This is a genomic window from Streptomyces sp. NPDC052043, from assembly GCF_044548235.1.
GTDB lineage: Bacteria > Actinomycetota > Actinomycetes > Streptomycetales > Streptomycetaceae > Streptomyces.
In genome coordinates, this window is the sequence record NZ_JBIUBT010000006.1 from 210,830 (window position 1) to 223,744 (window position 12,915).

A 12,915-nucleotide genomic window follows, 5' to 3' on the forward strand; every position below is an offset into this window, starting at 1 on the left:
CCCGTCCGGCGCGGTGCCGTACGGGGCCCGTCGGACCACCGGCCGCGTCGCCGGGGCGGAGGCGGGGAAGCGGTGAGGACATGAGATTCCTCGTACGCGACCGGATTTTCGGCATCGGTGACGACTACTGGATCGAGGACGAGCACGGCCGCAAGGTCTTCCTCGTCGACGGCAAGGCGATGCGGCTGCGGGACACCTTCGAGCTGAAGGACGCCCACGGCCGGGTCCTGATCAACATCCACCAGAAGATGTTCGCGCTGCGGGACACGATGGTGATCGAGCGGGACGGGGAGGGGCTGGCGAAGATCAGGCGCAAGCGGCTGTCGCTGCTGCGCCACCACTACCGGGTGTCCCTGGTGGACGGCACCGAGCTCGACGTCAGCGGCAGGATCCTCGACCGGGAGTTCGCCGTCGAGTACGACGGCGAACTGCTCGCGGTGATCTCCCGGCGTTGGCTGAGCGTCGTGGAGACCTACGGCGTCGACGTCGTGCGCGAGGACGCCGACCCCGCGCTGGTGATCGCGGTGGCGGTGTGCGTGATCCACCTGGCGGAGAAGGAACGCGAGGAGCGGTAGAAGAGAGGAGCGGTAGGGGGAGAGGAGCCTCGAAACCCTAGGGGACGTCCTGGCGGTGCGGCGGCTCCAGGCCGAGGACCCGGTCCTTCAGGGCCGGGAACTGGTCCCGGGTGGCCGGCACCCTCGCCGGGTCGAAGTCGACCGTGAGGACCTCCTCACCGGGGCCGGCCTCGGCCAGCACCTCGCCCCAGGGGTCCACCACGATCGAGTGACCCGCCTGCGGAACTCCGGCGTGCGTCCCGGCCGTTCCACAGGCGAGCACGAACGCCTGGTCCTCCACCGCCCGCGCCCGGGCCAGCAGCGTCCAGTGCGCACGCCGGCGCTCGGGCCAGCCCGCCGGGACCACCAGGGTCTGCGCCCCGGCGTCGACGAGCCCGCGGAAGAGTTCGGGGAAGCGGAGGTCGTAACAGGTCGCGAGGCCGAGGGTGGTGTCCGGCAGAGGGACCGTCACCAGTTCCCGCCCCGCGCTCATCAGCACGGCCTCGCCCTGGTCGAAGCCGAAGCGGTGGATCTTGCGGTAGACGGCGGCCAGATCGCCGGCGGGGGAGAAGACCAGGGAGGTGTTGTACAGGGAGCCCGTACCAGTACCCGGGCCGCCGTCGGACGCGGCGCGTTCGGGGATCGAGCCGGCGTGCAGCCACACGCCCGCGTCGCTCGCCGCCTCGGCCATCGCCTCGTAGGTGGGACCCTCCAGTGGTTCGGCCCCGCGTTCGAACTCTTCGAAGGCGAAGGCTCCGGTGGTCCACAGCTCCGGCAGCACCACGAGGTCGGCCCCGGCCTGCTCGCGCACCAGCGCGGCCACTCGCCGACGCCGCGAATCGGCACATTCGCCGTCGTCCACGGCAATCTGGATCAACGAGGCGCGCACACTACCACCGTCCTGGCACTCGAGTCGTCCGGACGGGCCTACGATCGTCACACGAAAGCACTGCCGGGCTGCCGCACAGCAGCGTAACTTGGGGGTACCCCGTGCTCGTAGCGGAGCGAGAAGCCGGGGGAGTTCCAAGACACCCGCCGACCGCAGCCACCTCCCACTGGCAATGCCATCACATCCTGCCCGTGTACCGACCGCCGAGGGGTCCCGTTCCGTGAGTCTGCATCCCACCCTCCAGCCCTACGCCGATGCCTGGACCCACTCCGTCGAGGCGATATCGGAGCTGATGCAGCCCCTGGTGGAGGCCGATTGGAACCGGCGCACCCCGTGCCCGGGCTGGTCGGTCCGCGATGTCGTCTCGCACATCATCGGCATGGACTGCGAGTTGCTGGGGGACCCGCGGCCCATCCACGCCCTCCCGCGCGACCTGTTCCACGTCACCAACGAGCACCAGCGCTACATGGAGATGCAGGTCGACGTCCGCCGCCACCACACGTCGCCGGAGATGACCTCCGAGCTGGAGTACACGATCATCCGCCGCAACCGCCAGCTGCGGAACGAGTCCCGCGACCCCGACACCAAGGTGCGCGGCCCGCTCAGCGCGGAGATCACCCTCGAAGAGGCCATGCGCTACCGCGCCTTCGACATCTGGGTGCACGAGCAGGACCTGCGCGTGGCCCTCGGCCGCCCCGGCAACATCGACTCGCCCGGCGCCCACGTCGCCCGGGACTACCTGCTGGCCGCCCTCCCCGACGTGGTCGCGGTCAAGGCGGACGCCCCGCGCAGCTCGGCGGTCGTCTTCGACGTGCACGGCCCGCTGGAGTTCCTGCGGACGATCCGCGTCGACATCCAGGGCCGCGGCACCCTGGAGACGGCTCCGGCCCTCGGCCCGGCGGCGACCCTCGCGCTCGACTGGGAGACCTACGTCCTCCTGGCCTGCGGCCGGGTCACCCCGGAAGCGGTCGCCGACCAGGTGAAGACGGAGGGCGACCTGGACCTGGCGGCGGCGATCCTGCGGAACTTCGTGGTGACGGCCTAGCACCGTGGCCGCGGACGGACGCGCCTCCCCAGTCCTAGCCGGATCCCCCCTGGTCCCTGAGAGCCGGGGGGAGACGCCCCTCGGCCGGGCGAGCGCGCCGGGCCCCGCCGCCACCCCGCTCCGCGGCGGCGGCGCAGAGCACCGTCACGCCGGCACGTGCACCGTCTCCACCCGGCTGGCGACCAGCCGCTCCCGCTCCCGCCGGGCCGCCCGCTTCCGCAGCCGCAGGATCTGGCTCACGCCCAGCGCCTGGAGCACGAACACCGCGGAGAAGGCGATCCGGTAGTCGTCCCCGGTCGCGTCCAGCAGCACCCCGATCGCGAACAACGTCGTCATCGAGGCCACGAAGCCGCCCATGTTGGTGATGCCCGACGCCGTCCCCTGGCGCTCCGCCGGATTCGCCGGCCGCGCGAAGTCGAACCCGATCATCGAGGCCGGCCCGCACGCGCCGAGCACCAGGCACAGCACGACCAGCAGCCACATCGGCGCCCGCCCGCCCGGATACGCCAGCGTCACCGCCCAGACGCACGCGGTCGCCGCCACCGTGCCGAGCGCGAGCGGCAGCCGCGCCGCGTGGTGCCGGGCGATGATCTGCCCGTAGACGAGCCCGACGGCCATGTTGGACACCACGACGAGCGTGAGCAGTTCGCCCGCGTCCGCCCGTGACAGGCCCTGGGCCTCGACCAGGAACGGCAGCCCCCACAGCAGCAGGAACACCATCGCCGGGAACTGCGTGGTGAAGTGCACCCACAGCCCGAGCCGCGTCCCGGGCTCCCGCCAGGCCGCGGAGATCTGCCGGCGTACGTACGCGGCGCCCCGGTGGGGCAGCGGCTCCGGTTCGTGGCCCTCCGGGTGGTCCTTGAGGAACAGCACCAGCAGCACCAGCACCACCGCTCCGGCCAGCGCGCTGCCCGCGAAGGCCGCCGTCCAGCCCACCCCGTGCAGCAGCCGGGCCAGCACCAGCGTGGACACCAGGTTGCCGGCCATTCCGGCCAGCGCGGCCAGCTGGGCGACCAGCGGCCCGCGCCGGGCGGGGAACCACCGGGTGCCCAGCCGCAGCACGCTGATGAACGTCATGGCGTCCCCGCAGCCGAGCAGCGCGCGCGAGGCGAGCGCGGTGCCGTACGAAGGGGAGAACGCGAAGCCGAGCTGGCCGGCCGTGAAGAGCACCGCGCCGATGGCCAGCACCTTCTTGGTGCCGAGCTGGTCGACGAGCAGGCCGACCGGTATCTGCATGCCCGCGTAGACGAGGAGTTGGAGGATCGAGAACGTCGACAGCGCCGAGGCGCCCACGTGGAAGCGGTCGGCGGCGTCGAGGCCGGCGACGCCCAGGGACGTGCGGAAGATGACCGCGACGAAGTAGACGGCGACGCCGATGCCCCAGACGGCGACGGCGCGCCGGCCGCCGGGCGGGTCGCCGGGCAGGGAGACCGGTGACGAGGACGACGACGAGCTCACCGGACCTCACCCCGGGCGAGGTGGGAGAACCAGTTGACGTGCCGGTGCACGACGTCGACGGCCGCCTCCGCGTCCCCCGAGCGCAGCGCGTCCAGGATCTGCTCGTGCTCGGCGAGCGTCTTGGCGAGCCGGTCGGGGTGGGAGTGCATGACGGCGACGCCCATGCGCAGCTGCCGGTCGCGCAACTGGTCGTACAGCCGGGACAGGATCTCGTTGCCGCCGCTGCGGACGATCTCGGCGTGGAAGCAGCGGTCGGTGACGGCGGCCGCGGCGAAGTCGCCGGCGGCCGCCTGCTTCTTCTGCTTCCGGAGCAGTTCCTCGAGCCGCTCGATGAGCCCCGGCGGCGCGGGTACGGCCTTCCTGGCCGCGTGTACCTCGACCAGCTGCCGGGTCTCGACCACGTCGGCGATCTCCTGCGCGGAGACCGGCAGGACGAGGGCCCCCTTCTTCGGGTACAGCTTGATGAGCCCCTCGACCTCCAGCCGCAGCAGCGCCTCGCGCACGGGGGTGCGCGAGACCCCGACGGCCTCGGCCAGCTCGCCTTCGGTCAGCAGGGTGCCGCCCTCGTAACTGCGGTCCAGGACTGCCTGCTTGACGTGCGCGTACACGCGATCGGCGGCGGGGGGCTGTTTCACGGCCAGGCTCATGTCCACAGCATAGATACAACACGTACGCAAGGCCCGCCCCATCCAGCATGCGGACCATACGGACGCGACGGGAAATCCACCCGGAAGCCGCACAACCTTCTGCCCCACCCGTGCGTCAGACAGGCGCGGTCCCACTTTGTGGGCTTTCAACTCCGCCGCACCGCAGAGGAATTCAATACAATCGGGGTACTTCACTTGAAAACCGGCATCCAGGGCATCCGTATCCGCAGGGCCGCCGCAGTCGCCGTGACCGCGAGCGCCGTGCTCGCCACCGGGGCCCTCACCACGGCCCCCGCGCAAGCCGCGACCGCACCGTCGATCGTGGCCAAGGGCGGCTACGTGATGGACAGCGCGACCGGCAAGTCCCTCTACAGCAAGGCCGCGGACACCAGGCGCTCGACGGGCTCCACCACGAAGATCATGACCGCGAGGGTCGTGCTGGCCCAGCCGAAACTGAACCTCGACGCCAAGGTCACCATCCAGAAGGCGTACAGCGACTACGTCGTCAAGAACAACGCCTCCCAGGCGCACCTGATCGTCGGCGACAAGGTGACCGTCCGCCAGCTGCTGTACGGCCTGATGCTGCCCTCGGGCTGCGACGCCGCGTACGCGCTGGCCGACAAGTACGGTTCGGGCTCGACGCGGGACGCGCGGGTGAAGTCGTTCATCGGCAAGATGAACAGCACCGCCAAGAGCCTCGGCATGACGAACACGCACTTCGACTCGTTCGACGGCATCGGCAAGGGCAGCAACTACTCGACGCCGCGCGACCTGACGAAGCTGGCCCGCGACGCGATGAAGAACTCCACGTTCCGCACGGTCGTGAAGACGAAGTCGTACACGGCCAAGACCGTCACCAAGACGGGCAGCACCCGCACGATGGCGAAGTGGACGAACACCAACACGCTGCTCAGCAGCTACAGCGGCACCATCGGCCTGAAGACCGGATCCGGCGCGCAGGCCAAGTACTGCCTGGTCTTCGCCGCCACCCGCAACGGCAGGACGGTCATCGGCACCGTCCTCGCCTCCTCGTCCGCCTCCCAGCGGGCCACGGACGCCACGAAGCTCCTGAACTACGGGTTCTCCAAGAAGGTCTGACACCCGCCCACCGGCCCGGAAAGGCCGGTCGGGACGCCGGGGCGGCGCACCTTTGCGAGAGGTGCGCCGCCCCGTTCGCCGTGGGCCACTAGGCCCAGGTGATCAGTCGCTTCGGCTGTTCCAGGATCGCGGCCACGTCGGCCAGGACCTTGGAGCCGAGTTCGCCGTCGACCAGGCGGTGGTCGAAGCTGAGCGCCAGCGTGGTGACCTGGCGGGGCTTGACCTTGCCCTTGTGGACCCACGGCTGGAGCTTGATCGCGCCGACCGCGAGGATCGCGGACTCGCCGGGGTTGAGGATCGGCGTGCCGGTGTCGACGCCGAAGACGCCGACGTTGGTGATCGTCACCGTGCCGCCCTGCATGGCCGCCGGGGACGTCCTGCCCTCGCGGGCCGTGGACACCAGCTCGCCGAGGGCCTCGGCGAGCTGCGGCAGCGTCTTGGCGTGGGCGTCCTTGATGTTCGGGACGATCAGGCCGCGCGGGGTCGCCGCCGCGATGCCCAGGTTGACGTAGTGCTTCCGGACGATCTCCTGAGCGGCCTCGTCCCAGGACGCGTTGACCTCCGGGTTGCGCCGGATGGCGACCAGCAGGGCCTTGGCGATCAGCAGCAGCGGGTTGACCCGCAGGCCCTGCATCTCCTTGTCCTGCTTGAGCTCCTCGACCAGCTTCATCGTGCGCGTCACGTCGACCGTCACGAACTCCGTGACGTGCGGGGCCGTGAACGCCGAGCTGACCATCGCCGCCGCCGTCGCCTTGCGGACGCCCTTGACGGGGACGCGGGTCTCGCGCACCCCGTCGTAGCTCACGGCCGGAGCCGGGGCGGCGGCCACCGGAGCCGGCGCCGCCGGCGCTTCGGGGGCCTGGGGTGCGGCCGGTGCGACCGGCACCGCCGCGTGCACGTCCTCGCGCGTGATGATGCCGTCCGGGCCGGACGGCACGACCGCGGCGAGGTCCACGCCCAGGTCCTTGGCCAGCTTGCGCACCGGGGGCTTGGCCAGCGGGCGGGGCCCGGCGGCAGCCGCGGCGGCCGCGGTGCCGTGGCCGTTCAGCTCCGGCCGGGGTGCCGTCGCCGCCGGGGCGGCCGCGGCCTCCGGGCCCTTGCGCGGGCGGCGCTTGGTGGAGGACACCGAGACGCCGTAGCCCACGAGCACCGGCTGACGGCCCTGCGGCTTCTCCTCCCCGTCCGCGCCCGGCTCGGCCACCGGCTCGGCCACCGGAGCGGCCTGCGCCGGGACCTCGGCCGGCGCCGCGCCCGCCACCTCCACCGCGATGATGGACGTGCCCACGTCCACCGTGGTGCCCTCGGCGAAGTGCAGCTCGCGCACCACCCCGTCGTAGGGGATGGGCAGTTCGACGGCCGCCTTGGCGGTCTCGACCTCGCAGACCACCTGGCCGTCGGTGACCGTGTCACCGGGCTGGACGTACCACTTGAGGATCTCCGCCTCGGTCAGACCCTCGCCGACATCCGGCATCTTGAACTCGCGCACGGACGCATCGGTCATCGTCGTCACGAACCTCTCCTCAGTACGCCAGCGAGCGGTCGACGGCGTCGAGCACGCGGTCCAGGTCCGGCAGGTAGGACTCCTCCAGGCGGGCCGGCGGGTACGGGGCGTGATAGCCGCCGACCCGCAGCACCGGAGCCTCCAGGTGGTAGAAGCAGCGCTCGGTGATCCGGGCGGCGATCTCCGCGCCGGAGCCGAAGAACACCGGGGCCTCGTGGACCACGACCAGGCGGCGGGTCTTCTCCACCGAGGTCTGGATGGCGTCGAAGTCGATCGGGGAGACCGAGCGCAGGTCCAGGACCTCCAGGGACCTGCCCTCCTCGGCGGCCGCGGCGGCGACCTCCTGGCAGAGCTTCACCATCGGGCCGTAGGCCGCCAGGGTCAGGTCGGTGCCCTCGCGGACGACCTGCGCCTTGTGCAGCGGGTTCGGGATGGCCTCCGTGTTGACCTCGGACTTGTCCCAGTAGCGCCGCTTGGGCTCGAAGTAGATCACCGGGTCGTCGCTCTGGATGGCCTGCTGCATCATCCAGTACGCGTCCGACGCGTTGGAGGGGCTGACGATCTTCAGGCCCGCCACATGGGCGAACAGCGCCTCGGGGGACTCCGAGTGGTGCTCGACCGCGCCGATGCCGCCGCCGTAGGGGATGCGGACGACGACCGGCAGCTTGACCTTGCCCAGCGAGCGGGCGTGCATCTTCGCGAGCTGCGTGACGATCTGGTCGTACGCCGGGAAGACGAAGCCGTCGAACTGGATCTCGACCACCGGGCGGTAGCCGCGCAGGGCGAGGCCGATCGCGGTGCCGACGATGCCGGACTCGGCGAGCGGGGTGTCGATGACGCGGCTCTCGCCGAAGTCCTTCTGGAGGCCGTCCGTCACCCGGAACACGCCGCCGAGCTTGCCGACGTCCTCGCCCATGATGAGGACCTTGGGGTCGGTGTCCAGGGCACGGCGCAGCGACTCGTTGATCGCCTTGGCCAGGGCCATCTTCTCCGCAGCCATGATCAGACCCCCTCTACGTCCGCGAACGACGCCTGGTAGGCGGCGAACTGGGCGCGTTCCTCGTCGACGAGCGCATGCCCGTCCGCGTACACGTTCTCGAAGATGGCGAAGAGGTCCGGGTCGGGCATGGCACGGACCGCTTCGCGCACTCGTCTGCCCAACGCCTCACTCTCGGTCTCGAGTTCCGCGAAGAATCCCTCGTCCGCGTGGTTTGCGGCCTCCAGGTGGCGGCGAAGGCGCAGGATCGGGTCCTTCGCCTCCCAGGCCAGGCGCTCCTCGTCCCCCCGGTACCGGGTGGGGTCGTCGGAGGTGGTGTGGGCGCCCATGCGGTAGGTGAACGCCTCGACCAGGGTGGGGCCCTCGCCGCTGCGGGCACGCTCCAGCGCCCACTTGGTGACCGCGAGGCAGGCCAGTACGTCGTTGCCGTCGACGCGGACGCCGGGGAAGCCGAAGCCGGCCGCGCGCTGGTAGAGCGGGACCCGCATCTGCTTCTCGGTCGGCTCGGAGATCGCCCACTGGTTGTTCTGGCAGAAGAACACCACGGGGGCGTTGTAGACCGCGGAGAAGGTGAAGGCCTCGGCCACGTCGCCCTGGCTGGACGCGCCGTCGCCGAAGTAGGCGATGACCGCGGAGTCGGCGCCGTCCTTGGCGACGCCCATCGCGTAGCCGGTGGCGTGCAGCGCCTGGGAGCCGATGACGATCGTGTAGAGGTGGAAGTTGTTGCCGTTGGGGTCCCAGCCGCCGTTGTTCACCCCGCGGAACATGCCGAGCAGGTTGGTCGGGTCCACCCCGCGGCACCAGGCGACGCCGTGCTCGCGGTAGGTCGGGAAGACGTAGTCGTCCTCGCGGGTGGCGCGGCCGGAGCCGATCTGGGCGGCCTCCTGGCCGAGCAGGGAGGCCCACAGCCCCAGTTCGCCCTGGCGCTGCAGGGCGGTGGCCTCGGCGTCGAAGCGGCGGGTGAGCACCATGTCGCGGTACAGGCCGCGAAGCTCCTCGGCGGTGATGCCGGCGACGTACTTGTCGTACTCGGCGTTCTTGACGCGCTTGCCCTCGGGCGTCAGCAACTGCACGAGTTCGGGGTCGGCGCTCTTCTTGGCGCCGGTACGCCGCCTGGTGCCGGCGGCTTTCGTGCCGGTCGCGCCGGCCTTGCTTGCGGCGCTGCGTCGCGATGTGCGCGCGGCAGTGCTCTCCACGGTCACGTGTGCTCCTCCGTCGGTCCGGCCCCGGGGTTGCCGGTAGCTGGGGGTCCCCCCTGCTCGTCAGAGCTCGGGGGAGGCTCACCTGTTTCCGAACCACCGGGCACGGGGTGGGTGCCACTCGGCCGGGAACAGGCGTGACAGGTGCCCCGGCGAGCGCCCTGCAACAGTCACGTTACCCAGTGCTCCACATTTCTGGGAAACCCCTCCTGACCTGGGCGTTTCCTTGGATTTCCAAGTATTTCCACTTGGACGTCCAAGTACCTCGCCAGGCAGTCGGAGCAGCCGCTGGTCACAGCCGTGCAGGGGGGCCGGAACACCGGCACGTTATCCCGGCCACCCCCGCGTCGGGAAGAGTCGGTGAATGGCCGGAACTGCTCTTGATGGGCGACCCTGCACGGGCCATGACGCGACGGGACCGGCGGGCGGCGGGCAAGAGCGCACCCGAGGGTGCGCCGGCGCACGGCGGGCGACGGCGGGACGACATCGCGACCCCATGTGACCGAAAGCGACCACCCATGACTGTCTGCGACAAGTCCCAGCTCACAGCCCTCCGCCGGTGCCCTAGCATCTGGCGCGTGCCGCGCCCATGTGTACCACCCCTTGTGCCCCACGCGCCCCCTCTGAGCGCCTTGCTGCGCCAGTACTCCGCCGGTTCCGCCCTCGCCTGCGAGCCGGTCGACCAGGGCCTGCTCAACCGCGGCTACCGGCTCCGCACGACCCGCGGCCGCTATTTCCTCAAGCACCACTTCGATCCGGACACCGCCGACCCCGCCGCCATCGCGCGCCAGCACCGGGCCACCCAGCGCCTGGCCGACCTCGGCGTCCCGGTGGCCCCGCCGCTCACCGGCCGCGACGGGCGCACGGTCGCCGTCGTCGGCGGCCACGCCTACGCCCTGCACCCCTGGATCGACGGCCGGCACCGGCACGGCGGCCAGCTCACCACCGGCCAGTGCGCCCGCCTGGGGGCCCTGCTGGGAGCCGTGCACGCCTGCCTGGAGCGCGTGATGCCGCCCAAGGGTCGCACCCGCCCCGCCGCGAGTCCCCACCCCGTGGAGAGCGCCGATCCCGCCGACACCTTCGCCCTGATCGACGACCTGCTCGCGCACGTCCGCCGCCACCGGCCCCCGGACACCTTCGACGAACTGGCCCGGTACCGGCTCCGGGAGCGGCGCGCGCTCCTGGAACGGCACGCGGACCGGCGGCCGCCGCCCGGCGGACCCGTCGGCTGGGTGCACGGCGACTTCCACCCCTTCAACCTGCTCTACCAGGGGGACGCGCCCGCCGCGATCGTCGACTGGGACCGGCTCGGCGTGCAGCCCCGGGCGGAGGAGGCGGTGCGCGCCGCCGCGATCTTCTTCGTCCGGCCAACCGGCACCCTGGACCTGCCGAAGGTCAGGGCGTACGCACGCGCGTACCGGCTGACGGCCCGCGCCACCCCGGCGGAACTCGCGGCGGCCGTGCACCGCGTGTGGTGGGAGCGCCTGAACGACTTCTGGATGCTGCGCTGGCACTACGAGCGCAAGGACACCCGCGCCGACCCTCAGTTCCCGGCCGCCTCGGCGCTCGCGGTGTGGTGGACGCGGGAGTACGGCGCGGTGTGCGGCGCGTTCGCGGAATGACGCGCGGGGGGGGGGGGGACGGGCCGGGTGACGCGCGGGGGGACGCCGGGAAAGCCGGAGAAACACCACGCGCGCGTGAGGCCCGTACGACCTCACGCGCGCGTGAAGGATGGTCGGTCCGCGGGCGGGACTCAGTTGCCTCCGCCGACGCTCCCCGCCGCCCCCGCGGCGGTACCGCCGGGGTCGCCGCCGCCGTCCCCGGAGCCGGTGTCGGGCGGAGAGCCGCCCGCGTCGGGGGGCGTCGACGGAACGCCGGGATCGGCCGGTTCGCTGGTGGGCTGCGGATCGGGCTGCTGGTCGGAGGGCTGTTCGTCGGACGGCTCGGACGGGGTCCACGACGGCTGGTACGACGGCGTGTTCCGCCAGCCGCCGCCTCCGCCCGAACTGTAGCCCCGGTCCGTCGACGTGTCCGACGGCTGCTCGTCCGACGGGTCGCTCGGGGTGCTGCTGGGCTGCTCGTCCTTGGTGGACTGCGTGATCGACGGCGATTCGGTGGGGTCGAGGGTGCCGCCCTTGTCGCCGCCGGTGTTCTGCATCGCCAGCGCGACGCCCGCGGCGATGGCGATCACCGCGAGGACGGCCAGGATCCACAGCTTGCCGCGGCCGCTGCCCTTGTTGCCGTGTCCCTCGAAGCCGCCGTCGTCGGCGTTGCCGTACCCGGCGGGCAGGATCGGCTGGGGGATCTGCGTGGTGCCGGAACCGAGGTCGGCCGGGTGCGGCATCGCGGTCGTGCCCGCGAAGCCCGCCGCCGGGGTGTGCCGGCCGTCGTGCGCGTCGACCGGGCCGGTGTTCCAGGTGCCGGTGTGGCCGCCCTGGTCGTACAGCATCTGCAAGCCGTACTGGATCAGCCCGCGCATCTCCTCGGCCGTCTGGAAACGGTCGTCGGGCTCCTTGGCCAGCGAGCGCATGACCAGGCCGTCGAGCTCCGGCGGGCAGACCCCGTCGGTGACCTGGGACGGCGGCACCGGCATGTCCTGGACGTGCTGGTAGACCACCGACAGCGGGGTCTCGCCGGTGAACGGGGGCCGCAGCGCGAGGAGTTCGTACAGCAGGCAGCCGGTCGCGTACAGGTCGGAGCGGTAGTCGACGGCCTTGCCGAGGGCCTGTTCCGGGGAGAGGTACTGCGGGGTGCCCATGACCATGCCGGTCTGCGTCATCGTCGACTGCGCGCCGTGCAGGGCGCGGGCGATGCCGAAGTCCATCACCTTCACGGCGCCGTTGTCGGTGATGATGACGTTGGCCGGCTTGATGTCGCGGTGCACGATGCCGTGCTGGTGCGAGTAGGCCAGCGCCTCCAGGACACCCGAGACGATGATCAGCGCCTGCTCCGGGCCGGGCGCCTCGGCGTTGAGCAGCAGATCGCGGATGGTGCGGCCCTCGACCAGCTCCATCACGATGTACGGCACGGCCTGGCCGCCCGCCTGGTCCTCGCCGGAGTCGTACACGGCGACGATCGCGTGATGGTTGAGTCCGGCCACCGACTGGGCCTCACGCGTGAACCGCGCCTTGGACACGGGGTCCTCGGCCAGATCGGCGCGGAGCAGCTTGACGGCCACGGTCCGGCCGAGGCGCACGTCCTCGGCGGCGAACACCTCGGCCATACCGCCCCGGCCGAGTCTGTGCGTCAACCGGTACCGGCCGTCACCGACCAGTCCGTTGTTGCCCCACATCTCCGGCGCGTCTGACATACCGCCGCCCGTCGCCTCGGGGTCGGACGGGCCCTGGGCGCGATGCTGCTGTGCCATCAGTCCTCGCCGTCGTTTCTGCCCGCGGTGCGCGCGGTGTTGTCACGGTCTCCGTCGGCCACGCTACAGGCTCCGCGGGGGCCGCCGGTCCAGGATCCTCGCGGCGAGCACCGTCGGGACCGGACCCGAGACGGACCGGCCATGAAACCCCGTGCGGGGG

Annotated in this window: 11 protein-coding genes; 4 read left to right on the forward strand and 7 right to left on the reverse strand. The window is 71.7% G+C overall.

Going from position 1 to position 12,915, the window contains the following annotated elements:
• The first annotated feature begins 80 nt into the window (after window positions 1-80).
• A complete protein-coding gene (locus ACIHCX_RS17810) occupies window positions 81-575 on the forward strand; it encodes an LURP-one-related/scramblase family protein (RefSeq protein ID WP_400030334.1) in 495 nt (164 codons plus the stop codon).
• 37 nt (window positions 576-612) lie between these two features.
• Here the strand turns inward: ACIHCX_RS17810 and ACIHCX_RS17815 are convergent, their stop codons facing one another.
• The gene (locus ACIHCX_RS17815) at window positions 613-1,443 is read right to left on the reverse strand and encodes a carbon-nitrogen family hydrolase (protein WP_400030336.1); all 831 of its coding nucleotides are present in this window, start codon (window positions 1,441-1,443) and stop codon (window positions 613-615) included.
• A gap of 220 nt (window positions 1,444-1,663) precedes the next feature.
• Between ACIHCX_RS17815 and ACIHCX_RS17820 the strand changes: the two genes are divergently transcribed.
• Entirely contained in the window at window positions 1,664-2,488 is an 825-nt protein-coding gene (locus ACIHCX_RS17820) for a maleylpyruvate isomerase family mycothiol-dependent enzyme (protein WP_400030338.1), read from the forward strand.
• Between the two features lie 144 nt (window positions 2,489-2,632).
• On the opposite strand, the gene ACIHCX_RS17825 is transcribed toward ACIHCX_RS17820, so the two are convergent.
• Both ACIHCX_RS17825 and ACIHCX_RS17830 read right to left on the reverse strand, forming a co-directional pair.
• Window positions 2,633-3,946, reverse strand: a complete 1,314-nt coding sequence (locus tag ACIHCX_RS17825; RefSeq protein ID WP_400030340.1) for a nitrate/nitrite transporter — start codon at window positions 3,944-3,946, stop codon at window positions 2,633-2,635.
• Window positions 3,943-4,593 (reverse strand): GntR family transcriptional regulator, encoded by a 651-nt coding sequence (locus tag ACIHCX_RS17830; RefSeq protein ID WP_400030342.1) that lies wholly within the window; start codon window positions 4,591-4,593, stop codon window positions 3,943-3,945. The genes ACIHCX_RS17825 and ACIHCX_RS17830 overlap by 4 nt, the downstream gene beginning before the upstream one ends.
• Before the next feature lie 195 nt (window positions 4,594-4,788).
• Between ACIHCX_RS17830 and ACIHCX_RS17835 the strand changes: the two genes are divergently transcribed.
• Window positions 4,789-5,691 (forward strand): D-alanyl-D-alanine carboxypeptidase family protein, encoded by a 903-nt coding sequence (locus ACIHCX_RS17835; protein WP_400030344.1) that lies wholly within the window; start codon window positions 4,789-4,791, stop codon window positions 5,689-5,691.
• Window positions 5,692-5,779: 88 nt separating this feature from the next.
• Here the strand turns inward: ACIHCX_RS17835 and ACIHCX_RS17840 are convergent, their stop codons facing one another.
• Genes ACIHCX_RS17840 through pdhA form a run of 3 tightly spaced genes read right to left on the reverse strand, consistent with a single transcriptional unit; the run spans window position 5,780 to window position 9,391 of the window.
• Window positions 5,780-7,201: a dihydrolipoamide acetyltransferase family protein gene (locus tag ACIHCX_RS17840; RefSeq protein ID WP_400030346.1), complete on the reverse strand. Its 1,422-nt coding sequence runs from the start codon at window positions 7,199-7,201 to the stop codon at window positions 5,780-5,782.
• A 10-nt stretch (window positions 7,202-7,211) separates the two neighbouring features.
• On the reverse strand, window positions 7,212-8,192 hold the full coding sequence (locus ACIHCX_RS17845) for an alpha-ketoacid dehydrogenase subunit beta (RefSeq protein ID WP_400030349.1): 981 nt from the start codon (window positions 8,190-8,192) through the stop codon (window positions 7,212-7,214).
• 2 nt (window positions 8,193-8,194) lie between these two features.
• On the reverse strand, window positions 8,195-9,391 hold the full coding sequence (pdhA, locus tag ACIHCX_RS17850) for a pyruvate dehydrogenase (acetyl-transferring) E1 component subunit alpha (protein ID WP_400030351.1): 1,197 nt from the start codon (window positions 9,389-9,391) through the stop codon (window positions 8,195-8,197).
• 602 nt (window positions 9,392-9,993) lie between these two features.
• Between pdhA and ACIHCX_RS17855 the strand changes: the two genes are divergently transcribed.
• Window positions 9,994-11,010: a phosphotransferase gene (locus tag ACIHCX_RS17855; protein WP_400030353.1), complete on the forward strand. Its 1,017-nt coding sequence runs from the start codon at window positions 9,994-9,996 to the stop codon at window positions 11,008-11,010.
• A 131-nt stretch (window positions 11,011-11,141) separates the two neighbouring features.
• On the opposite strand, the gene ACIHCX_RS17860 is transcribed toward ACIHCX_RS17855, so the two are convergent.
• Window positions 11,142-12,755 carry a protein kinase gene (locus ACIHCX_RS17860; protein WP_400030355.1) on the reverse strand — a complete coding sequence of 538 codons (1,614 nt, stop codon included), beginning with the start codon at window positions 12,753-12,755 and terminating at the stop codon, window positions 11,142-11,144.
• Window positions 12,756-12,915 lie beyond the last annotated feature (160 nt).

Excerpts from the sequence above, each read along its gene's own strand:
- ACIHCX_RS17810 (WP_400030334.1), top strand. The coding sequence starts at position 81 with ATGAGATTCCTCGTACGCGACCGGATTTTCGGCATCGGTGACGACTAC.
- ACIHCX_RS17830 (WP_400030342.1), bottom strand. The coding sequence starts at position 4,593 with ATGAGCCTGGCCGTGAAACAGCCCCCCGCCGCCGATCGCGTGTACGCG.
- ACIHCX_RS17845 (WP_400030349.1), bottom strand. The coding sequence starts at position 8,192 with ATGGCTGCGGAGAAGATGGCCCTGGCCAAGGCGATCAACGAGTCGCTG.
- ACIHCX_RS17860 (WP_400030355.1), bottom strand. The coding sequence starts at position 12,755 with ATGGCACAGCAGCATCGCGCCCAGGGCCCGTCCGACCCCGAGGCGACG.